Consider the following 23,137-nt stretch of genomic DNA (forward strand, 5'->3'; position numbering starts at 1 on the left):
AGAGCGCGCTCAACCGTGCACCGCCCGTCCAGAGGCGGTGGAAACAACAGGAGCGAAAACACTGTGGCCGTAAAGATCCGGCTCCTGCGGATGGGCAAGATCCGCAACCCGCAGTACCGCATCGTCATCGCCGATTCGCGCACCAAGCGTGACGGCCGGGCGATCGAGTTCGTCGGGATCTACCAGCCGAAGCATGACCCTTCGGTGATCGAGGTCAAGTCGGACCGGGTGCAGTACTGGCTCTCCGTGGGCGCGCAGCCGAGCGAGGCGGTGCAGCGCCTGCTGGAGAAGACCGGCGACTGGCAGAAGTTCAAGGGCCTGCCGGCCCCCGAGCCGCTGAAGGTCGCCCCCGAGCGGGTCGACCGCAAGGCGGCGTACGAGGCTGAGGCGAAGGCCGCCGCTGGTCTGGCGGAGGCTCCGACCAAGCCGGCGAAGAAGGCCGCCAAGGCCGAGGCGGCGCCGAAGACCGACGAGGCGGCGCCGAAGACCGAGGAGCAGGCCGGTGCGGGCTCCGGCGAGCAGGGCTGACGTGGCACTGCGTCCGGCGCTGGAGCATCTGGTCAAGGGCATCGTCGACAACCCCGACGATGTCCGCGTCCGGCTGGTCGACTCCCGGCGGGGCAAGCGGCTCGAAGTCCGCGTGCACCCGGAGGACCTCGGCACGGTGATCGGGCGGTCCGGGCGGACCGCCAAGGCGCTGCGCCAGGTCATCGGTTCCATCGGTGGACGCGGCGTACGCGTCGACATCGTCGACTCGTACTGATGCTTGTCGTCGGCAGGATCGGCAAACCGCACGGGATCCGCGGTGAGGTGACCGTGGAGGTGCGGACCGACGAACCTGAGACGCGGTTCGCCCCGGGCTCGGTGCTGCGCACCGAGCCCGGGGCGAACCTACCCGGGGCGAGCGTGCCCGCCCACCCCGAGGCGTACCGGGTGCCGGGTGAACTGACCGTCGAGGCGGCGCGGTGGCATCAGGGGCGGGTGTTGCTGGTGGCGTTCGAGGGTGTGCTCGACCGCAACGTCGCCGAGGCGCTCCGCGGCACCCTGGTCGGCGTGGACCTCGCTGACGTGGCTCCGCCGACGGACCCGGAGGAGTTCCACGACCAGCAACTGGTCGGCCTGGCCGTGGTCACCCCGGCTGGGGAACGGCTGGGTGAGGTCGCCCGGATCGACCACGCCCCCGCCGCGGACCTGCTGGTGCTGCGCCGTTCCGGCCGTCGGGACGTGTTGATCCCGTTCGTCCGGGCGATCGTCCCCGAGGTTGATCTCGCCGGCGGTCGGGTGGTCGTGGATCCGCCCGGCGGCCTGCTTGACCTCTGACCCCGGCGGTCAGCGCTACCCCGGGCGGTATCCGGTGGCCCGGCCGTCCGGCCCGCACAGCTGTTGGAGCCCCCGCAATGCGTGTAGACGTCGTGTCGATCTTCCCGGAGTACTTCGCTCCGCTGGACCTGTCGCTGATCGGCAGGGCCCGGGCCGGTGGCGCCCTCCAGTTGGCGGTGCACGACCTCCGTACCTGGACCCACGACGTGCACCGCACGGTCGACGACACGCCGTACGGTGGGGGGCCGGGGATGGTGATGCGGCCGGAGCCGTGGGGGGAGGCGCTGGACGCGCTCGCCCCGCCGGGAGGTAACCCGCCCCGGCTGCTGGTGCCCACGCCGGCCGGTGTTCCGTTCACCCAGGCACTGGCCCACGAACTGGCCGCCGAGCCGCACCTCCTCTTCGCCTGTGGCCGGTATGAGGGGATCGACCAGCGGGTGCTCGAGCACGCCGCGAGCCGGATGCCGGTCACCGAGGTTTCCCTCGGTGACTATGTGCTCTTCGGCGGTGAGGTGGCGGTGCTGGTGATCCTGGAGGCGGTGACCCGGCTGCTACCCGGGGTGCTCGGCAACGTTGGCTCGCTGGATGACGAGTCGCACGCCCATGGGTTGCTGGAGGCGCCGATGTACACCAAGCCGGCTGCCTGGCGGGGTCAGGAGGTGCCGGCGGTGCTTCGCTCGGGGGACCACGGGAAGATCGCCCGTTGGCGCCGGGACGAGGCCCTGGCGCGGACGGTCGTCCGGCGGCCCGACATGATCGCCGCGCTGGCTCCGGAGTGCCTGGACCCGCAGGACCGGGCGATGCTGGAGCGGGCCGGGTTTCCGACCGCCCCCGGGGGTGTGGCAAAATAGGGGGTTGCCGCAGTCGACCGCGCCCGCGGGTGGCTGCGAGGACCCTCGACCGGGGTCGGCGAGTGCCGGCGGCCACCCGGGGGTCAGAATCACCCATTCGCGCATCGACTGACGATGCGCCGTGAGCCTCGCGAGGACGCAGCGATGAACATCCTGGACGCGCTTGACGCCCAGTCGAAGCGGACCGACGTTCCCGATTTCCGCGCCGGTGACACCGTCAAGGTGCACGCACGGGTCGTCGAGGGAAACCGGTCCCGGGTCCAGATCTTCCAGGGCGTCGTCATCCGTCGTCAGGGTGACGGTCTGCGGGAGACCTTCCTGGTCCGCAAGATCAGCTTTGGGGTGGGGGTCGAGCGCACCTACCCGATCAACAGCCCGGCCATCGACCGCATCGAGGTCGTGACCCGCGGTGATGTCCGGAGGGCCAAGCTCTACTACCTCCGCGAGCTGCGCGGCAAGAAGGCCAAGATCAAGGAGAAGCGGGAGAAGCAGCCGAGCTGAATCGTGCTGCACCACCCGTCCTGAGCTGCACGTATGGTGTACGAACCGGAGGGCACCACCCGGGACGTAGCAGCGCAGCCGGATGCCCCCGCCCAGCGGCGGGGCAGGTGTCCACTGCCGCCCGGAGGCCTCGACCAGGCCCCCGGGCGGCAGTGTCGTTTCGGCGGACCGGGGAGGCGTGGTGCAGACGCGCGATGAGGACGGCACGGTCGATCCACGCCGTCGTCGGGCCCGGCGACGCCGCCGCCCGTTGCCGCTCTGGCAGGAGCTGCCGCTGCTGCTGACGGTCACCTTCTGCCTCGCGGTGCTGATCCGGACCTTCCTGCTTCAGGTGTTCTACATCCCATCCGGCTCGATGACCGAGACGCTGCTCGTCGGGGACCGGGTGCTGGTCAACAAGGTCGTCTACGACGTACGGGACCCGGTGCGGGGCGAGGTGGTGGTATTCCACGGCACCGAACGGTGGGCCGACCAACTCGACGGGGAGCCCGACCCCGGATTCCTGCGCCGGCTCACCGCCACCTTCGCTGATCTGGTGGGCGTCGGCGGCCCCGGCGAGCAGGACTTCATCAAGCGGGTGATCGGGCTGCCGGGCGACCGGGTGAGCTGCTGCGACGAGCAGGGGCGAGTGCTCGTCAACGGCGTCGCCATCGACGAGCCGTACGTGTGGCGCGACTCGCCGCTGGACCTCCCGCCGAATCCGGGGGAGTGCCGTGCGCGGCGCTTCGACGAGGTGATCGTCCCACCCGGGCAGCTCTTCGTGCTGGGTGACAACCGGTTGGTCTCCCAGGACGCCCGGTGTCAGGGCCCGGTGCCGATTGACAATGTGGTCGGACGGGCGGTCGGCGTGGTGTGGCCGTCGTCGCGGTGGGCCGCACTCTCCACTCCGGAGGTCTTCGCGAGCGTTCCGGCGTCGGCGGGTTCCCCGATCAGCGAGCCACCGCCGGTTGGGCCGAACCCTGACGGTGGCGCGTTGCTACTCCTTCCGCTCCCAGCCGCGTGGCTCAGTTCTCGCGCGTTCCGTCCCGTGCCGCCCAGCTTGGCAACGTAGGCTCCATTCCGTGATTGACGAGCAGACCGACAAGTCCCGCAACTCCTTCTGGAAGGAGCTGCCAATTCTCCTGGGCGTGGCGATTCTGGTCGCGGTGCTGGTACGTGCCTTTGTGCTGCAGACCTTCTTCATCCCGTCGCCGTCGATGGAGAACACCCTCCAGATCGACGATCGGGTGCTGGTCAACAAGTTGGTGTACGACTTTCGCTCGCCGAAACGCGGCGAGGTGGTCGTCTTCAAGGCACCGACCTCCTGGAGCCCGGACGAGGAGGATTTCATCAAGCGGGTCATCGGCATCGGCGGCGACCACGTGGTCTGCTGCGACGAACAGGGGCGGATCACGATCAACGGGGTCGCCCTGGACGAGCCGTACCTCTACTCCGTCGGCGGCGAGCGGGACCAGCCCGCTGACCAGGACTTTGATATCACCGTCCCGCGGGGGCGGCTGTGGGTGATGGGCGACCACCGGTCGGCCTCGGGCGACTCGTTGCAGCACTGGCAGCAGTCGGGGGAGGACGTCCACCAGGCGACGGTGCCCGAGGATCGTCTCGTCGGCCGTGCCTTTACGATCTTCTGGCCGCTGGACCGGGCCCGCTGGCTGAGCGTGCCCGAGCAGTACGGCCCCATTCCCCGGCCCGGAACCTGAGCCGGTGAGCCGGGTAGGCCCGGTAGGCGATGGCGAAGCCGTCTGGCAGGCTGGGACGATGACCGTCGCCCACGCCCTACGTCGCCCCATCCGGGCGCCGCTCGTCGCCGAGCCCGGCTGCCGCCTGCTCGTCGAGCGGTGGGTGAGCGCGGACAGGGGTGGGCCGTGCTGACGCCGCCGCGTACCGTCGTCCGCCGCGACGGCGGGCTCTACGCGCTGGAGCGTGCCCTGCAACGACGCGGATTTCGGCAGGTGGCCGGCGCGGACGAGGCCGGTCGGGGTGCCTGCGCCGGTCCGCTGGTGGCCGCCGCCGCCATCCTGCCCCCGGGGCGGCGCGGGGAGATCGACGGACTCGCCGACTCCAAGCTGCTCACCCCGGCCAGCCGGGAGCGGGTGTACGCGGAGGTTGTCGCCCGGGCGTCGGCGTACGCGGTGGTGGTGATCCCGGCGGCGGAGGTGGACCTGCGCGGACTGCACGTGTGCAACCTGGCGGCGATGCGTCGTGCGCTGGCGTCGCTGGCCACCCGGCCGGAGTATGTGCTGACCGACGGCTTCGGGGTGGACGGGCTGGACGTGCCCGGGTTGGCGGTCTGGAAGGGTGACCGGGTGGCGGCCTGTGTCGCGGCAGCCAGCGTGCTGGCCAAGGTCACCCGAGATCGGATCATGGTGGAGCTGGATCTGGAGTTTCCTGGTTACGGGTTCGCGGAGCACAAGGGTTACATCACCGCCGAGCACTCGGCTGCGCTGCGGGAACGCGGGCCGTGCCCGGAACACCGGTTCTCGTACGTCAATGTCGCCACCGTCTCCGGTCGGCACGGGGCCCCGCCCCGGGCTCGTCGGCCTTTGGTCGCCGCGGCCGACGAGGCGATGGAACGCGCTGGGGCGGTAGAGGGTACCGTCGGCGTGGCGTTGGGCGACCGACCCTGGGCTGCGGCGTCGGTGGGGAATGATGTGGCCATGGAAGGCGGGATGGGATGAGCGCGGAAGATCTCGAAAAGTACGAGACGGAGATGGAGCTGCAGCTCTACCGGGAGTACCGCGACATCGTCCGCCAGTTCTCCTACGTCGTGGAGACCGAGCGTCGGTTCTATCTGGCAAACCAGGTCGACCTGCACGTGCGTAACTCGGACGGTGAGGTCTACTTCGAGGTCGAGATGCACGACGCCTGGGTGTGGGACATGTATCGTCCTGCCCGCTTCGTCAAGAATGTCCGGGTAATGACGTTTAAAGACGTCAATGTGGAAGAGCTGGAGAAGCCGGACATCTCGCTGCCGGCCGACTCAGGGTTCGGCAACTGACCTCCGGACCTCGCTGACCCTCCCGTTCCCCAGCGGGCCCAGCTCCTGCCGCCCTGACCGGACGCCGCTCTGACCGCACGTCCCGCTGACTCCCCTGGCAGGCCCAGGCTGGCCTCGTTCAGCAGATCGAGGCGCTCCCCGCACTCTTGTCCACAGTGTTGTGGCTATCCACAGGGTGAGCTGGGTGGGGGTGGCCATCGGCTGGCTGTTCGAACAGGCTGCCGCCATGGAGCCGTCCCCGATCCTCGCCATCCTGCTCAGCACTGGGCTGGTCACCACGCCCGCCGTGCCCGCGTCGCCGGTGGTGGGGCCGGCGTCGTGGGTGGTGGGGTCCACGTCGTGGGTGGTGGGGCCCGCGTCGCCGGCGGTGGAGTCCTCGCTTGGGGTTGGTTCCACGCCGAGTGCGGCGGGCTCCCCGTCGCCCGAGGCAGTCCCGGCTTTCCAGTGGCCGCTGCCCGGGGAGCCACCGGTCGTGCGACGGTTCGATCCACCGCCGCAGCCCTGGTTGCCCGGCCACCGCGGCGTTGACCTGGCAGCCGCCGCGGGCACGCCAGTGTTGGCGGCGGGCGATGGGGTGGTCACCTTCGCCGGTGCCGTGGCCGGCCGCCCGGTGCTCACCGTGACGCACGCCGCTGGCCTACGGACCACCTATGAGCCGGTGTACTCCGATGTCGAGGTGGGCACACCGGTCCTGGCCGGAGTGCCGATCGGCCGGCTGCGGGCCGGGCACCCGGGCTGTGTGGCTCCGGCGTGCCTGCACTGGGGTCTGCGTCGAGGCGGCACCTACCTGGACCCGTTGGCGCTGCTCGGTCGGGGGCCCGTGCGGCTGCTGCCACTCGACGGTACGCCTCGGTAGCGGGTGTTTCGGCCCTTGAAAAGCCAACACAGGCCAACCGGCACCGATGCCGTGCTGGTCGGTGATGGCGGACGGGAATCTCGGCTCGGCGAGGCGGTGCCCGCCAAAGCTTGTAGCCGTGGTGTTGCCCCATCCGGGGCTGGTTGTGGGCTGAGCTCGCCAAACGGCTCGTCTGTGCCGCGGACGTGGGGGTCAGCCGACACCCAGGTGTCGGTATGCGGGCGCTGCCTCGAACGGGTACCTGATCCGGGCAAAACCGAGAGAAACCCATGATATCGCCAAAAGCTTGGATACTGTGACCTCTGGCAGCGCTCGTGAGTAAACCTCGCACAACTGCCTATCCGGCTCGTTCTCGTACGCGGATGCACCAACGGTATCGCTTTGGTGTCGGCGAACCTTCGAACCCAGGGCGCCGGCTGGGAGCAAGGTCCGAGCGCGAAATCTCTACACCCAGGAAGTGATGCTGATGTGGAAAATCGTACGTCCGACGACGCGGCGCGCGTCCACGATTGCCGCCGGGGCGCTTGCCTGCACGGTGGCTGTCGGTGTTGCGGGCAGTATGCCGCCCGCGCTCGCGGATCCCACGTCGCCGTTAGCGCCGGAGAGCTCCCCGTCAGTGCAGAATGATGGTCGGGCTGCCCCCGATCGTGGCCGCTATGTCCCGTCGGCTCCCCCTTCCGTGGAGCCTCAGCATCGGGGTGATCGGCAACGTGAGCCAGTGCTTTTTTCTACCGATATGTCGATGGGCCTGACCACGGGCGCCCGTAATGGTATGTCCACCTCGGTCCCGGATATTGACGACTCGTACGCGCTCGCCCTTGCGTTGGCTCACGGGGTCGATGTGCGGGGCGTTGTGGTGACCATGGGAAACTCGATGGCTGAATCGACTGTGGTAACCGCCCAGGCGACGGTTGATGCACTCGGTGCGGACATACCCGTGGTGCAGGGGGCGGAGGTCTGGTTGCCGGTTGAGGCCCAGCAGACCACCGGCGGCGCGGATCTGACCAATACCTGCGTCAACGACGGCGTCCGGTTCATGGCTGACCAGTTGCGGGAGACCGGCGGGTTGACGATCCTGGCGATCGGTCCGTTGACCGACGTGGCATGTCTGACCATGAACTTCCCGGAAGAGGCCGCCCTCATCTCCCGGATCGTCGCCCTCGTCGGCAGTAAGCCGACGACAGTGTTCGAGATCTTCGGTACCCCGCTGGTTGACTTCAACTACATCATGGACCCGCGTGCCGAGCAGATCGTCTTGGACGAAACGACCATTCCCTTCACTGCCATCACCTTCGACCTCTCCTCGCTGGCGCCGATCCCGATCCCGGAGTTGGAGCGGCTGGCCACCAGTACGGACCCGCTCGCGCGGTTCTACGGCGAGTCGTCGATGCCGCGCCTGGAGATGCTGAAGGACATAGACTTCGGCCCTGCGTACCCGATCTTTGACGCCGCCGCCGCATGGCATCTGATTCGGCCGCAAGACCAGGTGTGTCAGCAGGCGGGTTATCGACTGAAGACCGGATCGCCCGCGACAGCGGAGGCCGGAGAAACAGATATCTACGACTGGTTCTCGCCTGAGATCACCGAAACTCGGCAGGTCACCTCGTGCACGGGTTTCACGAGTAGGCAGGCGGCGGGCCGCTACCAGCATGCAATTCTTCAGGCCGTTGGCGGAGATGGGTGGACCGACCGGGATGTCCTTCTGAACGAGGAGGGCCCGCTGCGGACCGACGAGTGGTCTGCACCGACTGACACCGGGCCGCTGCAGACCGACGAGTGGTCCGCATCGACCGCGGGACCTCTGTGGACCGAAGACTGGGCGGCGCCGACCGATACCGGGCCGCTGTGGACCGAAGACTGGACGCTCCCGACCGAGGAGGGGCTCCTGGGGACTGAGGAGTGGGCGCTTCCCACCGAGGAGGGCACCACCTGGGATGAGGGGGGTGTTGTCCCGGAGTAACGGGAACCTGTCAAGCACGGGCTACGTCCCCACGCCGAGTGGCTGGGTACGTAGCCCGTTCGCATCAGTGGCTTTCGCGGTGACCGCGGGAGCGTCGTGGCGGGGTGCCCGGAATTGGTGCACCCGCAGGATCGGCGTGCGGAACGCCGCGGCGGGCCCGCCGGCTCACGCCCGAGGGTGGGCCTGCCGGTACGCGGCCCGCAGCCGCTCGACCGACACGTGGGTGTAGATCTGGGTACTGGCCAGCGAGGAGTGCCCGAGGAGTTCCTGCACCGCCCGCAGGTCCGCGCCGCCCTCCAACAGGTGAGTTGCCGCCGCGTGCCGCAGCCCGTGCGGGCTGGTCCGGGGTAGGCCCGCCGCGGTCGCGTACCGGCCGACGATCCCCCGCGCGGTGGTCGGGTTGAGCCGGCCGCCCCGCGCCCCGAGCAGCAGTGCGCTCGCCGACCGGGCGCCGACCAGCCGGGGGCGGCCGTGGCGTAGCCACGCGTCGAGCGCCCGTTGCGCCGGGACTCCGTAGGGCACGCTGCGTTCCCGGCCCCCTTTGCCGAACACCCGGAGCACCCGCCGGCCCGGGTCCACGTCCGCGACGTTGAGCCCGCACGCCTCACTGACCCGGACCCCGGTCGCGTACAGCAGCTCCAGCAGCAGTTGGTCTCGTAGCCGGGCCGGGCCGACAGCACCCGGCTGGACGTCGTCGGTCGGCTGCTCCTGGGGTGCCGTGTGCGCCGTTGCCAGCAGGGCGGCGGCCTGATCAATCGGGAGTACGGCGGGTAGCTCCCGGTGGGCGCGGGGACTGGCCAGACCGGCGGCGACGTCGGTGGGTAGCCGGCCGTCGTGGTGGGCCCAGGCGCTGAAGGTGCGGGCCGCGGCGGACCTTCGGGCCAGTGTGGACTGGGCGGCTCCCGTCGTGCGCTGTCGGGCCAACCAGCTGCGGATCTGTGCGAGCGTCAGGTCAGCGGGAGTCTGGGCGCCCGCCCGTACGGCGTGGTCGAGCAGACTGATGACATCGGTCACGTATGCCCGGACGGTGTGGTCGGAGCGGTTCTGGACCTGGGCCAGCTGGGCCGCGAAGTCGTCCACCGCCTCGCGTAGCGGCACAGGGAGCGCCGCGTGCCGGGCCCGGGTCGCTTCGCCTCGCTTCACTGCCTGACCTCGCTTCACTGCCGGGCCTCGGGTCAGCTGGTGAATCGGCCCGGCGGACCGATGGTGAGCTGCTTGTCGGCGTGCACCCGATCAGCCTACGGGCGCCTTGCCGGCTTCTACGGTCCCGACGGCTCCTGTGGTCTCGACGGCTCCTACGACGTCAGGGGTTCCCGCGGCGGGGGCGAGAGCGCGTATCCGTCGCCGCGTCGGCTGACCAGGCCCAGTTCCTCAAGGAGGGCCAGCTTGCGCAGCGCTGTCCGTGCCATCACCCCGGATCGGGCTGCGATGTCGTCAACTCCGCGTACGCCGCGCCGGGGCAGCGCCTCCAACACCATCGTGGACTCGTCGTCGAGTTGGTCCCGCACCTGCGCGGGCCCGCGTACCAGCGGTGCTAGGTCCCCACCGATGCGACCCACCTCCTCGAGCACCTGGGCGGGGGAGGTGACCAGCCGGGCATCCGGATACTGCCGGAGCAGCTCATGCGCCCCGACGGACATGGTGGAGGTGACCGGGCCGGGCACCACCATCGCCGGCCGGGCGATCGCCAGGGCCCGGTGCATCGTCTGGGTCGCTCCGCTGCGGGCGGCGGCCTCGACCAGCACGCTGCCCCGGGTCGCCGCGGCGATCACGCGGTTGCGGATCAGGAACCGGGGCCGCAGCGGATCCGCCCCCGGTATCCACTCGCTGACCAGCAGCCCGGTGTCGGCGATCCGCTCGAAGAGGGCGGCATTGCCCATCGGGTACGGCCGGTCCAGGCCGCAGGCGAGCACGGAGACGGTCAGCCCGCCAGCGGTCAGCGCCCCCCGGTGGGCGGCGGCGTCGATGCCGAATGCCCCGCCCGAGACGATCGTCCAGCCCCGCTCGGCCAGTCCGTACGCCAGCTCGGTGCCCACGTGGATGCCGTAGCCGGTCGCGGCCCGGGCGCCCACCAACGCGACCGACCGGTCCAGCGTCTCGGCCAGGGAGTGCCCACCCCGCACCCAGAGGCAGAGCGGTGGGGCGGTCTCCCGGTCGACCCGGCGGGGCGAACTCGCCAGGACGAGGCGGTGTAGGTCGGCAACGGGCAGCGGCCACTCGTCGTCGGCTGGCGTCACCAGCCGGGCACCGAGGCGGTTGGCGCGCTCCATCGCCTCCGCGGCTACTGCCAGCGGGTCTGCGGCCGAGAGCCGGGCGGTCACGGTCTGCCGCAGTGCCTCCTCGGGGGCGCCGCCCTCCCGCAGCAGGGTCAGCGCGCCAACCGCGCCGTGCTGCTCGACCAACCTGAAGACGGACCGGTTACCCGGTTCGGCGATCCAGGTCAACGCCACCCGCGCGAGGCGGTCGGCGTCGAGTGCCGTCGCCGCTGGCGGGCTACTGGTCGGGTGCCTCATCCAGGCCTGCTCCGGGTTTCCCGCTGGCCCGAAGCCGGCACTGGTCTCTCCTCGGGCGGTCACAGTGCCTCCCCGGTGCACAGGCCGATCGCCTCTCGGATGTCCTCGGCGTCGGGGCGCTGCCGACCGTCCAGGTCGGCGATCGTCCACGCCAACCGGAGCACCCGGTCGAAGCCCCGGGCCGAGAGCGATCCTCGGTCGAGCCGGGCACGTAGCTCCCGGATGACCGGGCCGGGCAGGCACCAGGGTGGCCGCCGCAGCACCGGGCCGGGTAGCTCGGCGTTACTCCGCTGGCCGAGGCGGGACCAGCGCTCGCGGGCCGCCGCGCGGGCCGTCGCGACCCGGCCGGCCACCACGGTCGAGGGCTCGCCGTCGGAGCTCACCTGCACCAGCTCGGCGGCGCGTACCGGCCGCACGGTCACCTGGATGTCGACCCGGTCGAGGAGTGGGCCGGAGAGGCGGCCGAGGTAGCGGCGGCGGGCGAGCGGGGTGCAGTCGCAGGAGACGTCGCCCGCTGGCTTGGCGCAGGGGCAGGGATTGGCGGCCAGGACAAGCTGCACCTGGGCCGGGTATTCGGCGGTGCCGCGGGAGCGGGCCAACCGGACCCGGCCGTGCTCGAGCGGCTGCCGGAGGGCGTCGAGAGCGCGCCGATCGAATTCGGGAGCTTCGTCGAGCAGCAGTACGCCTCGGTGGGCCAGCGATACCGCGCCGGGGCGGGCGAGGCCAGAGCCACCACCGACCAATGCCGAAACGGTGGCGGTGTGGTGCGGCGCCTGGAACGGTGGTCGTCGGATCAACTGCCCACCGGAGGGCAGCAGGCCGGCGATCGAGTGCAGCGAGGTCACCTCCATCGCCGCGTCGTCGGGCAGCTCGGGTAGGACCGACGGGAGCCGTTCGGCGAGCATGGTCTTGCCGCACACCGTGTTCTAGCACAGTATTTAGGCATGGCTAGTTCCTCTCGGCGTCGGGCGATCTTGCTGGCGCGTCTGTCTGACAACAGGGTCGATGTGGACCTCACTGACGAGGGTATCCCTTCAGGGCTTGATGACCAGCTCCGTCGTATGCAGGACCGGGCCGGTGAGCTTGGGTGGGATATGTGGAAGGTGATCAAGAATCCGCGTCTGTCCGCCTACAAGCGACGAAAGGTCGTGCTGCCGGACGGGCGGCGGGAGTACCGGGTGTTCCGGCCTGATCTGCGGGAGGCCCTGGCGGACCTTGCGGCGGGTCGGGCGAACGCGCTGTTGTGTCTGGATTTGGATCGGGCGTTCCGTGATCCGAAGGACTTGCAGGACTTGATTGATGTGGTGGACCACTCGCCACACGACATCGTGGTGGAGTCGGTCACCGGGTCGTTGCACATGGAGAAGGGCCGGGACAACTTCGACGCGGAGATCCGGGTTCTAGTGGCGAACAAGGCATCTAGGGACACCGCCCGTAGGGTCGCTGCCGCGAGGGAGCGTCAGGCCCTCAATGGTCAGTACGGTGGCGGGAAACGTCCCTTCGGGTTCTGCTCGGGACCGCCGAAGATCGTCCCGGACGGCGGACGGACGGACGAAGCGGTGTGCGCGTGGCACGGCGGACGGGACTGCCAGTCCGGCGTCACCCCGATCAAGGCTGAGACCGAGGTGATCGCGGACTGCTCGCGCCGGCTGTTGCAGGGCGTGAGCTTGCGGTCGATGGCCCTGGAACTGCGAGGCAAGGACGTGCCGACCGTGACCGGCGCGAAGTGGTCGGCCGAGACACTGCGGGACGTGCTGTTGCGTCCGCGCAACGCTGGCTTGATCGTCTACCGGGGCGAGGTCCTCGACGGGGTGACCGCGCCGTGGAAGCCGATCGTGGCGCGGGAGACGTTCGAGGAGGTCCGCGCTTTGCTGACAGATCCGGGGCGGGAGACGGCCCCGGGTGCGCCGCCGCGTTGGACCGGATCGGGAATCTACCGGTGCGGGCTGTGCACCCCACCCAGCAGCAAGACGGACAAACCGGCGACCTGTCATGTGACCCGTGGTGGGACGAACCCCCGCTACACCTGCCGGGAGTACAGCCACCTGGCCCGCAACGCCTACCGGACCGACGAGGTGGTGTTCGCGCATGTCATGTACGCGATCACCCATCCCCGCGCGTACGAGTTGCTGGCCCCGGCCGCACCGGATGTCGACGCGGCGGCGTTGCGGACGGAGAAGGCCACGATCCGCAAGAACCTGGAGCGGATGGCCGAGGACGAGGTACTGGGGCTGCGGACCAGGGCGCAGGTGCTCGCCGCGACCCGTAGGGCCAACGCCCGGATCGGTGAGATTGATGAACTGCTGAACATGACGCTGACCGAGGACCCGCTGGCCGAGGTAGTCAACGCCGTCGATCCGGTGAAGGTGTGGAAAGACATGCCGTTGGCGAACCGGCGGATCATCGTGGACCGGCTGTGTACGGTGACGATCCTGTCCGCCCGTCCCGGCCGGCGCTTCGACGTCGCGTCGGTGCGGGTCGACCCGAAGCACCCCCTTGGTGCGACTCCACCGGAGTTCTTAGGCGCGGGGTAGCCGGGGCCGCCGCGGTGAGGGGAGCTCGGGGCTCCCCTCACCCTTGTTAGATGGTGGCGGTGTCACCTGGTCGGTGGTAGCCACAGCGAGGCGATGGTGTCCCGCTGTTCCTCGGTCAGCGGCGGCCACTGCTCCACGTTGGCCGTGACGTGGGCCATCAGCGCTTCGTTGCGCAGGACCGCTCGTAGGGCAGCCAGTTCGGGATCGTCGGTGTCGCGGGGTGCGGCCATCGCGGCGAGGCGTGCGCGCATGAGCCTCTGCACCTCCGCTTGCCCTGGGTTCGGTGGCGTCTGGCTGGTGGGCGCTGGTGGGTCGGGCCGGGGTGTGATCCGGGCTGTTGCCCGGGTGCGAGGCGGGTGGGTGGCCAGCGGTAACGTCCCCCTGGCGTTGGGCTGGCCGGGCGTGCTGTCGGCGGGGGTAGGGTCGCCGGGCGGCGTCTGCGCGCCGCGCTCCGGGGATCGGTCGCCTCGGGGGCGGCGGCGCGGATCAGGTGTCGTCTGGCGTGAGACCATCGTCCTCCATTGTCGGATCCGTCGGCTTTTGGCGGCTTCTGTTCATTGCTTTGCCTTCCGCTGACATACAGCGAGCGATGGTGGTCGCTCATGGTCGGGACATAATTTTCTTATCGCCGAGCAGGCAATTCGAGGTCAAGCGTCTGATCTTCGCTGGTGGCGGTCTTGCGTTGCGCCGCTATCCTGAGGCGATGAATGGCCAGGTGCAGGCAGCGTTGCTCGGTGCTTTGGTGGCGGGCGTGCTCACGACTATGACATCGCTGATTGATCGTTTCGCCCGTCGGCGGGATGCCGCTGTCGCCGCGAGGCGGGAGCGAGAGGATTCGGCTACCCGCCGCATCGCCGAGGCGCTGACCAGGCTCTTGCTCTTGCCCGAGGATCCGCGTAGTCGGCAGCCGCACGAGCCCGAATATTACGAGCGGTGCGAGGCGTGGGAGCGCGAGCGTGACGAGCTGATCTGGACGATCGACACTGACACCTTCGATATCAGCCACAGCGACGTGCGGGGTCAGTTGCGTGAGATGTGCACGGTACTGCGGATGTATGAACGCCGCGTCCGCCCTGCTGATGAATTTGACTTTCGCCGGAATGTGGTAACAACCGGGCGAGAATGGTTGGGTGCCTATCGGCGGGGTGACGATCTTCCCCCGGACAACTATTCGATGTGGGAGGCGTGGAGGCGGCTGGTCGATAGGCAGTCCGAGGACGCGAAATCGAAATTTAGGTCCGTTCAGAACGCGGATTGAGACGGGTCAGGAATCGTCGACTGCCTTATCGAGTAGTGGTGTGATGAGGTCAGCCAGCGTGGTGAGGGTGTGGCGTTGGTCGTGGGGTAGGCGGTGGGTGTGTTGGCAGCCAGGGCAGTCGACGGTGTCGGTGGTGGGGAGGGTGAGCCGGCAGCGGGCGCAGGCGGTGAGGTGCTCGTTGTCGAAGGCAGCGGCGAGGTCGGCGGGGTCGGTGCGTTGACGCTGCCACCAGGACAGATGTTTCCACTGTTCTCCGATCTGCTGTTCGCGCCACCGGGGGTAGCTCGGCGGTGCGGCGGTGTTGCGGTGCTCGGGTGGCCGCCAGTAGCGCCAGACGTGGGCTTGGACCTCGTCGCGGCTGCGGGCTTCGGCGAGGTGGTGGTGTTCGGCAGGGGTGAGCAGGCGGGGCTGGGCGAGGTAGGCCGAGGCGCGGTACCAGGCGGGCCTGTCGCCGGCGCCGGCGACCAAGTGGGCGAGGTGTCGGACCTGGTGGGACCAGGCGCGGTGGTGCAGCTGGGTGAGGGTGGCGTTGAGGGCGGCGGTGTCGTCTCGGGATCGGGGGTAGCGGCGCCACCAGTCGGCGAGGGTGGTGAGGATCGCGGTGGTACCGAGTCGGGGTGTGAACGCATCGTTGGGGTCGTGGTTGGTATCGAGCAGGTAGCGGACGAGGTCGACGGCGGCTGGGCTGAGCAGTGGTTCGAGTCGCCGGGGGTAACTGCGGAGATGCCGCAGGGTGTCGTGGAGTCGTCGGCGGTCGGCTTCGGCCTGTCGACGGTGGTAGGCGGGCGCGGCGGCGGCAGCGGCAGTGGCGCGTTCGGTGAGAAGAGCGGTGAGGGTGACCTCGGCGGCTTCCGGGTCGGTGAGGGTCCAGACGTGCGCGGTGGCGGCGCGGGTTGGGTCGCGCACGAGGCCGGTCGCGGCGACGACGAGCCGCCCGTGTGCGTCGATGAGGTCGAAGTCGTCGGCCAGGCGCCGGTAATGGCCGGATGTGGGGTCCTCGCCGAGGTGGCGAGCGGTGTTGCGGGTGAAGGTGACCGCCCGGTGGGCGGTAGTGGTGAACAGCAGCAGGGGCGGGCAGTGCGGGAACCGGCCGCGCCACGCTTCGTCGCGGGCGTAGGCGCGGTAGCGGTCGAGTTTGGCTTTCAACTGGGTTTGGGTCATGGAGGCGAGGTCGATCTCGATGAACGCCGCCGTCGGCCGCCCATCGGCGAGGACGGCTTCGTACACGGCGTCGGGGGTGAGGCGTTTGGTGGTGGTGCCGCCCCACGCGGAGGTGCGGCCGTCCCACTGCTGCCAACCAGCTCGGTCGGTGGCCCAGCCGGTCATCGTCAGGCCGACGGCGGGGCCGTGCTCGCGCAGGGCGAGCCAAGCCTCGCTGATGGTGGCGGCATGGGCGCTGAACATCGCCGAGGGGCGGCGGCCGTCAGCCGGCGCGGTGCCGGTGATCAGGCGGGCTCCGGCGGGGCGCAGCCACCAGTGGTGCGGTGAGCTGCCGGAGTGGCGGCCGGGCCGGTCGTAGCTGATCAGACCGTCGGCGCGGAGCTGGTCGAGGCGGTACAGCACGGTCCGGTCCGGGGTTCCGGTCGCGCGGGCGAGTTGGTCGGTGGTCATCACCCGGTGGTCGTTGAGCAGGAGCAGAAGCTCCTCTCCAGGGCCACCGAAGGCCCGAAGGCGGTTCGTCGATCCGGATGCCATCAGCCCGACTCCTTTCGTCGCTATGCGGATTTAGCCCTACCGGGTAGGGAGTGACATCTATGTCAGTCGCCGGTCCGGCCAGGCCGGACGAGTCAGCGGTGACCTGCCTGTTCATGGCCTGTTGGGTTGCGGATTGGGTTCAGGGCAATCCGCAACCCAACAGGCCGCTTCAGGCGCTGCCTCCGCCGCGTACGTGCCGGACGGGCATCGCCGCCGAGACCTCGTCAAGCGGCACCTCGCCGTCCGGCTGAAGCCGACCGGGCCGGGCACGGCGGACCGGATCACCGTGCACCCCGACATACCCTTCGGCTTGCGCCTCACCAACGGCCCGGCAGCGCCTGAACCGCTGTCGCAGGAAATGACCGATTCCCCGCGATGACCACGCCAGCGCGATCATGCCCGCCCTGCGGCAAGCAGCGCGGGCATCGAAATGTCGTACCGCCCTGACACCCTCGACCTGTATGCATTTCCTGCGACGGGCTGCGAGGTACGCGGGTGGGGCAGGTCCACAAGCCCAGGACGTCGTACGCGACGCCGACCTTCGCTTACGCCGTCGAGACGTTCCTTGTCGCCCACACCGCCGCTGGTGCCTGGTCGACCGGCACGACCGCCAAGTACCGACAGACCCTGACCGCGCTCGCCGCCCGGCTCCCCGGTACCGCAGTCGGCGACGACGTCGCCGTGCTGGACACCGAGCCTGGGGTGGCCGCGCTCGCCCAGGCGTACACGGCGGCGTTCGACGCCACATCTCCGGCCACCCGAGTCCGGCACCTGTCCACTCTGCGCTCGGCGCTGACTTGGTGGCGCGAGCCGGCCGGGTGGATCGCCGGGGACCCCACCGCGCGGGCTGGGCCCGGCCGAAAGGTCAGCGTGGATACCACCCGGGCGTTGACCCGCGACCAGGTCGCCGCGCTGTGGCGCCTAGACGTCGGCCTGCGCGACAAGACGCTGTGGCAGTTGCTCTACGAGACCGCCGCCCGCGCTGAGGAGATCCTCACCCTCGACGTGGGTGACCTCGACCTGGGCAGCAAGCGCGCCCGGGTGGTGTCCAAGGGCGGCAAGACCGAGTGGGTGTTCTGGCAGACCGGCGCCGCCATGCTGCTGCCCCGGCTCCTCGCCGGTCGCATCCGCGGCCCGGTGTTCCTCGCCGACCGCAAGCCGACCCGGGCCGTGGCCGCCGTCGACCTGCGCCCCGTCACCGGCCGGGCCCGGCTGTCTTACCGCCGCGCCGCCGAGATCTTCGAGCACGCCACCCGGCGCCTCGCCGACCCGATCGACCAGGCGCAGGGCTTCACGCTGCGCCAGCTGCGCCATGCGATTCTCACCCACGAAGCCGAGAACGGCACCAACACCGCCACCCTGCTCGCCCGCTCCCGGCACGCCTCCGTGCGGTCTCTGGAACGCTACGCCCGGCTCGGCCCGGAAGCCGTCGCCGCGACCGACCCGGCCGCCCGCCGCCGGACGGGGCAGGGCCGGTGACGTGGCGTTCGCGGCGATCCACCCCGAGGCCGGCCGCATCGACGCAACCCTGCCCGACCTCGGCCGCGGACTGACCTGGGACCAGGTGCACAAGACCCGGCCCCGAGTCGCGCTGCGCTGCCCCGAGTGCGGCCACGGCGTGCACGCCAAGGTGTCCGCCCGCAAACTGCGCTACTTCGCCCACGACCCCGGCCGGCCCACCGACTGCGCCTGGCTCAACGAATCCCTGGAGCACCACCTGCTCAAGCTGGAACTCGCGACCGCGATCCGCGCCGCCGACTGGCACGCCGAGTTGGAAGTCCGCGCCCCCGACGGCACTTGGCGCGCCGACGTGCTCGCCTCATCCCACGACGGCACCCAACGCGTCGCCTGGGAAGCCCAACTGTCACCCATCACCAACGAGGACATCCAGGAACGCACCGAGCGGTACTGGGCCGAAGGCATCGGCGTGTGCTGGGTCAGCCCTGGCGGCAAAGCGCCCTGGATCGGCAGCGTGCCGTCCATTCGCGTCCAGGAGCCACACGACGACCAGCCGTGGACCGTCGTGGACGGGCCCGCCGCCTTCCACTTCGAGCACGGCACCTGGATCGTCATCGACGCCCCACAGCTGACCGCCTTCATCGGCTGGGTCCTACACGAACAGACGATCGTCCACCGGGTCCGCTCCCGGTACCGGCGGATCTGGTATCCCACCAGCGAGGGCTACCGCCGCCGGAACCTGATCTGGACCACCAGCCGACACATCGACACCGAAACCCGGCACGAGGCGATGCGGCAACGCCAGGAGGAGCGCAAACGCCAGCGCGAGAAGCAAGAGCGGCGAGCCGAGCAACAGCGCCAGGCCGAAGCCGAGGCTCGCCGGATCGAAGAGGAACGCCAGCGCGAGGTACAACGGCAGGAGCAGGAGCGGCAGCGCAAGATCCGGGAAGCGGAGATGGCCGTCCGCTGGGAGGAACAGCAACGGCAGCGGGCGATCGAGGCCGAACAGGCCCGGCGGCGACGAGAAGCCGAGGAACGGCAGCGGCAGGAGCAGGCCCGCGCCGCTGAGGAGCAGCGCCTTTGGCAGGAACAGCGCGAGCACCAGATGGCGGTCCAGTGGTGGGCGGAGCTGTCCCACACGCAGATCCAGGAACTGCAGGACGCAGTGGCCGAGCCGCTATGGAAGAAGCAAGCCACCCGCGCCGAGTTTGACACCCAGGGCGCCTCCGCCGACAACGCGTACGGCATCGCGATCTACATCCGCCGCCGGCTGCACGGCATTCTGCGCCCCAGCCCCGCCTCCCTGCATCGACTCCCAGCCGTGGTACCCGTCTTCGTCCGCAACGCCCGCGAAGCCCACGACCTGATCAACACTGGCAACATCGAGCCTGCTCGCGTCGTGCACTTCAACCTTCCCGACCACGAACAGATGTCGCTCATGTGACCCCTCACCAGCGACCACGCGACGGCCACACCGAGAAGGGAACAGCACCACCATGTCGATCTACGCCGTGCTCATCGATGGCTGGGACCACCGCAGCACCTGGGGCTGGGACGACGGCACCCGCAGCCTCTACGCCCAGCTCACCCGCAACGGCAACTCCGACGACAACGGACCAGACGTCTGGATAACCCCACCCGCCACCCCACGGATTCTCCTGCCCGAAGCCCTCGCCAAGGCCATCGCCCACGTCACCGGCACCAACCTCGCCACCGTCCACGCAGCGATGAACGACAGCCTCGACCAGGAAGGCCAGCACCTGCGGCTGCCCGCCGTCCCCGGCCGACGGCCCGTTCCGGCACCCGCGCCCGAGGACGTGAGGCCCTTCGAGGGACTCGGCCCATACCAACTCCGCCTCGCCGGCTGGCAGAACAGCGAGTTCGGCTACGGCATCGGCCTGCATAGCTTCTGGGCACGGCTACGGCACGACGAGCAGCACACCGACATCTGGATTTCCCCGCAGCATGGCGGCCGCCCCATGCCCCACATCAACGACCTTGGCGAAGCCATCGCGGGCCGCACCGGACACCGCTACGCCGCGATCCGCGCGGCAATCAACCACGCCGTCGATCACCAAAGCGCCCCCAACGACTTCCGGCTGCCGTAGGCGGCCAGCCGTATCCTCTGACACCCCGCGTGAGATTCGCTGACAGCCAGTACGAGATTGAGCGCTGACACCTCGGCGAGATGTCCCACCGAACGCGGGGTTCAACCCTCCTCCTTGACGGCCGTCCTGACAGGCCGGAGCAACTGTCAGGACGGCCCGACCGCCCTGGTGCCCCCGGGAAGTGCGTCCCTCACATAGGGAATACAAAATCGGACCGCCAATTGGAAAAGCCCAGGTCGCAGCGGCTGACCACCAGGACTGGCCGGTGCTGTCAGACAGCGAAGCCCCGGTCGGCGCGCGCCTCTCTATTAGTAAAGGGGAAGCCGGGGCCAGCGAACTTGCCGTCTCGCTCGAAAGAAATCTTGAACGGGTGAGCGCGTAGGCTCGGTGGCATGGCCGGCGTGACGGTCCGGGTGCCCCGGCCGCGACAGCGACGGGGAACGAGGTCAGCGAGATGGGATCACCGCGGGGCAGGAGCGGTCAGCACTCGGTCATCCACCAGCGTCCCGGCCCGGTTCGTCACCGCCCACCCGCACGCCGCCGCTGACCCGGCTGGAACGCGTCGTGTCGACCCCGCACGAGACGAGCCCGCCACCCGAGACCCTGCCGTTGCCGAATGCGAGCCGCGCTGACCGCACGGCTTTGGGCGAGATCGAGGCGCACGCCAGGATCCGGATCACGCGCTCCATTCCCAGCGACGTCATCGAGCCGGACGCACCGCCGGTCCCGCTTCCTATGGTCGACTTCCGTCTCCGGGTCATGCTGGCCGCCGGGCCAGAACGCGACCGGGCGTGGCGACACCTCGGCAAGCTGGCACGCGCCGAGCGGGGCGACTGGAACCTTTACGCCCTCGGAGCCGCCTACCCGAAGCTACGTGCCCAGGTAATCGGGCTAACCGTGTACCGCCGTCGTGAGGACGCCGAACAGGCTCACTATGACCTCGCCGCCGAGTTCCTGTTCGCCCTGCACCGCCTCGACCTGGACGCGCCCCAGGTGTTCCCCCGGCTGGTCGACGCTGCCTACACCCACGCCAGCGGGCGAAAGAAGAATCACCCGCCGCTTATACACGACCTCGACACCTTGCCCGAGGAGCACACGCCGCAATCGGCGTATGGCAACCCCGAGCATGACGCCGAGCTGAACGAGGCCAACCAGGAAACCGTTTACGACGTGCTGAAGCGCGTCGTCGCAATGGCCAACACCGACCTGGGACGGGAACGAATCACCCAGACGCAGGCTGAGCTGATCCGCCGCACCTACTTGGACGGCGAGAAACTTCGCGCCGTCGCTGCGGACCTTAACCTCAGCGAGCCCAGCGCCTCCAAACAACGCCGCCGCGCTGCCGCCACCATCGCACGACTCCTCCGACCCTGGTGGGCCGACAGCGCAGCAGCCCCACCGATGCAGCAACAGTCGGCTGCCGCGGACCCTCCTCACGTCCAAGCCCAATGACACCGATCAGTCGGGCGGGGGGCTGCCCCTATCCATCAGCGCCTCACGGGTGGTCAACGCTAGCTCAATCTCGGTGCGCAGCCGCGACAACGCCTCTCGTGCCCGCTGATCATCTTCGGATATCCACATGCAGTGATCCTTTAACTCATCCACGCAGACCAGCACCGGGCCGGTGAACGGCTCGTACGGGACGACCAAACTCCAATCGTCCATGCCTCCCTCGGGACAATGCACAAATAAGATCACGCCGCCATGACCCTCGATGCAGCCGAACTGAGCGCCCAACGCGATCAGGCGAGGTGCGTGATCGAAGGCGATCTGGGCGTCTATGGTGGAGGTCAAGTGGACCTGCATAGCGGTCGCCGCAACGAAGTCGCTGAGCGCGTTAGGCCGGGCATCGGGGTCCGGATGTGCCAACTCCCAAGCCAACCGCTCGGCTAGCTTCCGCCGACGCTGCTCGGCAGCCCGCCATTGATCGTGATCAACCATGACGGGCTCCGGTCGATTGTTCGGCAGCGGCAGGCTTCACCTCCACAGCTTGACACCCTCGCCGTCGGTGTGCGAGCCACCGGTCGAGCCGGGGACGGACGTGATTTCGGCGTGCGGGTCGTGCGCACACCGGATGGTTCGTTAAATCGATGGGCAGGGTGGGTGCCAACGTCACGGCAGGGCCTCGGCGTCCGCCCGGGAGAGGATGATGTCGCTCATGTCGGTGATCGGGGTGGTCAGCCGTCGGGGAGCGATGGGGCGGCGTCGGGCGCGGGGATAGCTGGTAGCGGCGTAGTCGTTGTCGAGGCGATAGGCGTGAAAACCGGCTGCGGTGAGTGGGGCGGTGACATCTGTGGGGGTCAGCCCTTGTTTGGCGAGCAGTCGTGGGGTGACCTCAATGACCACTTCGACCGAATGGTGGAGTTGGACGATCGCGGGGCTGAGTCCTTGGATGACGGCGGCTTCGGCCCCTTCGACGTCGATCTTGATGATACGGGCTTGGGTAAGTTCGCTTGTGGTGGTGAGGTTGGGTAGGGGTCTGGCCTCCGCTTGGAACCTGGCGGTGGCCGAGCCGCGTGGCCGCACCTGTGTGGTGTTGCCGAGATTGGCCGTGCTGGGTGTGTAGAAGGTGATCCGGTTAGTGGTGTTGGAGGCTGCGGCGCGGACGATCCGGATGTTGTCGAGCTGGTTGGCGTGTGCGGCGGTGGCGAGGGCTTGGGTGAAGTGTGGGGAGGGTTCGACGGCGACGACGCGGCCATTCGGCCCGACGAGGTGGGCGGCGAGCAGGCTGTAGTAGCCGATATTTGCACCCACATCGATGAATATGTCGCCAGGGGCGAGGCGTCGGCGTATCCAGGCGGTGAGGTGGGGTTCCCAGGTGCCGAACAGGTAGAGGTAACGCTGGATGATGTCGGTGGTGGTGACGTTCGGGAAGACGATGCCGTCGACGGTGCGTGCAGTGGCGGTGACCGGCCGGCGTGTCAGGTGGTCATCAAGACGGATAGCGAGCTGGGCACCACCGGGTCCGTGCCGGAGGTAGGTCCGGAGGGTGTTGACAACAAAACGTTGCGACATCGACGCGACTCCTGGAGTTTCGGGTAGGTGGCAGACTGTCACCGTGATTGGTACGAGCGATGGTGTTTGCAAC

At 69.3% G+C, this 23,137-nt stretch carries 24 protein-coding genes and 1 pseudogene; 17 read left to right on the forward strand and 8 right to left on the reverse strand.

Annotated elements, in window-relative coordinates; all coding sequences use genetic code 11:
* Window positions 1-63: 63 nt before the first annotated feature.
* The 11 genes from rpsP (at window position 64) to B118_RS0104390 (ending at window position 8,483) form a co-directional block, all read left to right on the forward strand.
* Window positions 64-528, forward strand: coding sequence for a 30S ribosomal protein S16 (gene rpsP, locus B118_RS0104340; protein ID WP_011905207.1), 465 nt, complete (start codon window positions 64-66; stop codon window positions 526-528).
* A complete protein-coding gene (locus B118_RS0104345; protein ID WP_011905208.1) occupies window positions 503-763 on the forward strand; it encodes an RNA-binding protein in 261 nt (86 codons plus the stop codon). The genes rpsP and B118_RS0104345 overlap by 26 nt, the downstream gene beginning before the upstream one ends.
* Window positions 763-1,320 carry a ribosome maturation factor RimM gene (gene rimM, locus B118_RS0104350; protein WP_018810713.1) on the forward strand — a complete coding sequence of 186 codons (558 nt, stop codon included), beginning with the start codon at window positions 763-765 and terminating at the stop codon, window positions 1,318-1,320. Before B118_RS0104345 ends, rimM begins: the two co-directional genes overlap by 1 nt.
* Before the next feature lie 77 nt (window positions 1,321-1,397).
* Window positions 1,398-2,171, forward strand: coding sequence for a tRNA (guanosine(37)-N1)-methyltransferase TrmD (trmD, locus tag B118_RS0104355; protein ID WP_018220723.1), 774 nt, complete (start codon window positions 1,398-1,400; stop codon window positions 2,169-2,171).
* Window positions 2,172-2,315: 144 nt separating this feature from the next.
* Window positions 2,316-2,672, forward strand: coding sequence for a 50S ribosomal protein L19 (rplS, locus tag B118_RS0104360; RefSeq protein WP_018218952.1), 357 nt, complete (start codon window positions 2,316-2,318; stop codon window positions 2,670-2,672).
* A gap of 178 nt (window positions 2,673-2,850) precedes the next feature.
* Window positions 2,851-3,723 carry a signal peptidase I gene (gene lepB, locus B118_RS0104365; protein ID WP_027645299.1) on the forward strand — a complete coding sequence of 291 codons (873 nt, stop codon included), beginning with the start codon at window positions 2,851-2,853 and terminating at the stop codon, window positions 3,721-3,723.
* Window positions 3,724-3,733: 10 nt separating this feature from the next.
* Complete coding sequence (gene lepB, locus B118_RS0104370) at window positions 3,734-4,369, forward strand: signal peptidase I (RefSeq protein ID WP_018220721.1); 636 nt, start codon at window positions 3,734-3,736, stop codon at window positions 4,367-4,369.
* Window positions 4,370-4,534: 165 nt separating this feature from the next.
* Window positions 4,535-5,347, forward strand: a complete 813-nt coding sequence (locus tag B118_RS0104375) for a ribonuclease HII (RefSeq protein ID WP_018220720.1) — start codon at window positions 4,535-4,537, stop codon at window positions 5,345-5,347.
* Window positions 5,344-5,667 (forward strand): DUF2469 domain-containing protein, encoded by a 324-nt coding sequence (locus B118_RS0104380; RefSeq protein ID WP_018218957.1) that lies wholly within the window; start codon window positions 5,344-5,346, stop codon window positions 5,665-5,667. The genes B118_RS0104375 and B118_RS0104380 overlap by 4 nt, the downstream gene beginning before the upstream one ends.
* Window positions 5,668-5,893: 226 nt before the next feature.
* Window positions 5,894-6,523, forward strand: coding sequence for a M23 family metallopeptidase (locus tag B118_RS0104385; protein ID WP_050592208.1), 630 nt, complete (start codon window positions 5,894-5,896; stop codon window positions 6,521-6,523).
* A 736-nt stretch (window positions 6,524-7,259) separates the two neighbouring features.
* Window positions 7,260-8,483, forward strand: a complete 1,224-nt coding sequence (locus B118_RS0104390) for a nucleoside hydrolase (protein ID WP_027658362.1) — start codon at window positions 7,260-7,262, stop codon at window positions 8,481-8,483.
* A gap of 165 nt (window positions 8,484-8,648) precedes the next feature.
* Here B118_RS0104390 and B118_RS0104395 read toward each other — a convergent pair whose 3' ends face one another.
* The 3 genes and pseudogenes from B118_RS0104395 to B118_RS27880 all read right to left on the reverse strand — a co-directional run.
* The gene (locus B118_RS0104395) at window positions 8,649-9,626 is read right to left on the reverse strand and encodes a tyrosine recombinase XerC (RefSeq protein ID WP_028192418.1); all 978 of its coding nucleotides are present in this window, start codon (window positions 9,624-9,626) and stop codon (window positions 8,649-8,651) included.
* A 152-nt stretch (window positions 9,627-9,778) separates the two neighbouring features.
* A complete protein-coding gene (locus tag B118_RS0104400) occupies window positions 9,779-11,059 on the reverse strand; it encodes a DNA-processing protein DprA (protein ID WP_028192419.1) in 1,281 nt (426 codons plus the stop codon).
* Window positions 11,056-11,910 (reverse strand): annotated as a pseudogene (locus B118_RS27880) (ATP-binding protein); the annotation flags it as partial. The gene B118_RS0104400 and the pseudogene B118_RS27880, both read right to left, overlap by 4 nt.
* A 180-nt stretch (window positions 11,911-12,090) precedes the next feature.
* Here B118_RS27880 and B118_RS29505 point away from each other — a divergent pair.
* A complete protein-coding gene (locus B118_RS29505) occupies window positions 12,091-13,530 on the forward strand; it encodes a recombinase family protein (protein WP_238323856.1) in 1,440 nt (479 codons plus the stop codon).
* Between the two features lie 62 nt (window positions 13,531-13,592).
* On the opposite strand, the gene B118_RS0104415 is transcribed toward B118_RS29505, so the two are convergent.
* A complete protein-coding gene (locus B118_RS0104415; protein WP_043540993.1) occupies window positions 13,593-13,781 on the reverse strand; it encodes a hypothetical protein in 189 nt (62 codons plus the stop codon).
* Between the two features lie 452 nt (window positions 13,782-14,233).
* Between B118_RS0104415 and B118_RS0104420 the strand changes: the two genes are divergently transcribed.
* Window positions 14,234-14,788 carry a hypothetical protein gene (locus tag B118_RS0104420; protein ID WP_155256532.1) on the forward strand — a complete coding sequence of 185 codons (555 nt, stop codon included), beginning with the start codon at window positions 14,234-14,236 and terminating at the stop codon, window positions 14,786-14,788.
* A 6-nt stretch (window positions 14,789-14,794) separates the two neighbouring features.
* On the opposite strand, the gene B118_RS0104425 is transcribed toward B118_RS0104420, so the two are convergent.
* Together B118_RS0104425 and B118_RS33400 are read right to left on the reverse strand one after the other, a co-directional pair.
* The gene (locus tag B118_RS0104425) at window positions 14,795-16,483 is read right to left on the reverse strand and encodes a replication-relaxation family protein (protein WP_028192422.1); all 1,689 of its coding nucleotides are present in this window, start codon (window positions 16,481-16,483) and stop codon (window positions 14,795-14,797) included.
* 169 nt (window positions 16,484-16,652) lie between these two features.
* Entirely contained in the window at window positions 16,653-16,775 is a 123-nt protein-coding gene (locus B118_RS33400; protein WP_272945064.1) for a hypothetical protein, read from the reverse strand.
* A 203-nt stretch (window positions 16,776-16,978) separates the two neighbouring features.
* Between B118_RS33400 and B118_RS29855 the strand changes: the two genes are divergently transcribed.
* The 4 genes from B118_RS29855 to B118_RS0104460 all read left to right on the forward strand — a co-directional run bounded on the left by B118_RS29855 (window position 16,979) and on the right by B118_RS0104460 (window position 21,501).
* Window positions 16,979-17,962: a tyrosine-type recombinase/integrase gene (locus tag B118_RS29855; protein WP_080678019.1), complete on the forward strand. Its 984-nt coding sequence runs from the start codon at window positions 16,979-16,981 to the stop codon at window positions 17,960-17,962.
* Between the two features lies 1 nt (window position 17,963).
* Window positions 17,964-19,385: a competence protein CoiA family protein gene (locus tag B118_RS31545; RefSeq protein WP_155256533.1), complete on the forward strand. Its 1,422-nt coding sequence runs from the start codon at window positions 17,964-17,966 to the stop codon at window positions 19,383-19,385.
* Between the two features lie 52 nt (window positions 19,386-19,437).
* A complete protein-coding gene (locus B118_RS32325; RefSeq protein WP_202902320.1) occupies window positions 19,438-20,049 on the forward strand; it encodes a hypothetical protein in 612 nt (203 codons plus the stop codon).
* Between the two features lie 564 nt (window positions 20,050-20,613).
* Window positions 20,614-21,501, forward strand: a complete 888-nt coding sequence (locus B118_RS0104460) for a hypothetical protein (RefSeq protein WP_155256534.1) — start codon at window positions 20,614-20,616, stop codon at window positions 21,499-21,501.
* Window positions 21,502-21,507: 6 nt separating this feature from the next.
* On the opposite strand, the gene B118_RS0104465 is transcribed toward B118_RS0104460, so the two are convergent.
* Both B118_RS0104465 and B118_RS0104470 read right to left on the reverse strand, forming a co-directional pair.
* The gene (locus tag B118_RS0104465) at window positions 21,508-21,990 is read right to left on the reverse strand and encodes a hypothetical protein (RefSeq protein ID WP_028192427.1); all 483 of its coding nucleotides are present in this window, start codon (window positions 21,988-21,990) and stop codon (window positions 21,508-21,510) included.
* A 171-nt stretch (window positions 21,991-22,161) separates the two neighbouring features.
* A complete protein-coding gene (locus B118_RS0104470; RefSeq protein WP_028192428.1) occupies window positions 22,162-23,064 on the reverse strand; it encodes an FkbM family methyltransferase in 903 nt (300 codons plus the stop codon).
* Between the last annotated feature and the right edge of the window lie 73 nt (window positions 23,065-23,137).

Origin of the sequence: Salinispora pacifica CNR114, from assembly GCF_000514775.1 — a bacterium.
GTDB classification, from domain to species: domain Bacteria; phylum Actinomycetota; class Actinomycetes; order Mycobacteriales; family Micromonosporaceae; genus Micromonospora; species Micromonospora pacifica.

Excerpts from the sequence above, each read along its gene's own strand:
- B118_RS32325 (WP_202902320.1), top strand. The coding sequence starts at position 19,438 with ATGTCGATCTACGCCGTGCTCATCGATGGCTGGGACCACCGCAGCACC.
- B118_RS0104380 (WP_018218957.1), top strand. The coding sequence starts at position 5,344 with ATGAGCGCGGAAGATCTCGAAAAGTACGAGACGGAGATGGAGCTGCAG.
- B118_RS29505 (WP_238323856.1), top strand. The coding sequence starts at position 12,091 with ATGTGGAAGGTGATCAAGAATCCGCGTCTGTCCGCCTACAAGCGACGA.
- B118_RS0104390 (WP_027658362.1), top strand. The coding sequence starts at position 7,260 with ATGTCGATGGGCCTGACCACGGGCGCCCGTAATGGTATGTCCACCTCG.
- trmD (WP_018220723.1), top strand. The coding sequence starts at position 1,398 with ATGCGTGTAGACGTCGTGTCGATCTTCCCGGAGTACTTCGCTCCGCTG.
- B118_RS0104385 (WP_050592208.1), top strand. The coding sequence starts at position 5,894 with ATGGAGCCGTCCCCGATCCTCGCCATCCTGCTCAGCACTGGGCTGGTC.
- B118_RS0104465 (WP_028192427.1), bottom strand. The coding sequence starts at position 21,990 with ATGGTTGATCACGATCAATGGCGGGCTGCCGAGCAGCGTCGGCGGAAG.
- rimM (WP_018810713.1), top strand. The coding sequence starts at position 763 with ATGCTTGTCGTCGGCAGGATCGGCAAACCGCACGGGATCCGCGGTGAG.
- B118_RS0104420 (WP_155256532.1), top strand. The coding sequence starts at position 14,234 with ATGAATGGCCAGGTGCAGGCAGCGTTGCTCGGTGCTTTGGTGGCGGGC.
- B118_RS0104470 (WP_028192428.1), bottom strand. The coding sequence starts at position 23,064 with ATGTCGCAACGTTTTGTTGTCAACACCCTCCGGACCTACCTCCGGCAC.
- rplS (WP_018218952.1), top strand. The coding sequence starts at position 2,316 with ATGAACATCCTGGACGCGCTTGACGCCCAGTCGAAGCGGACCGACGTT.
- B118_RS0104415 (WP_043540993.1), bottom strand. The coding sequence starts at position 13,781 with ATGCGCGCACGCCTCGCCGCGATGGCCGCACCCCGCGACACCGACGAT.
- B118_RS0104425 (WP_028192422.1), bottom strand. The coding sequence starts at position 16,483 with ATGGCATCCGGATCGACGAACCGCCTTCGGGCCTTCGGTGGCCCTGGA.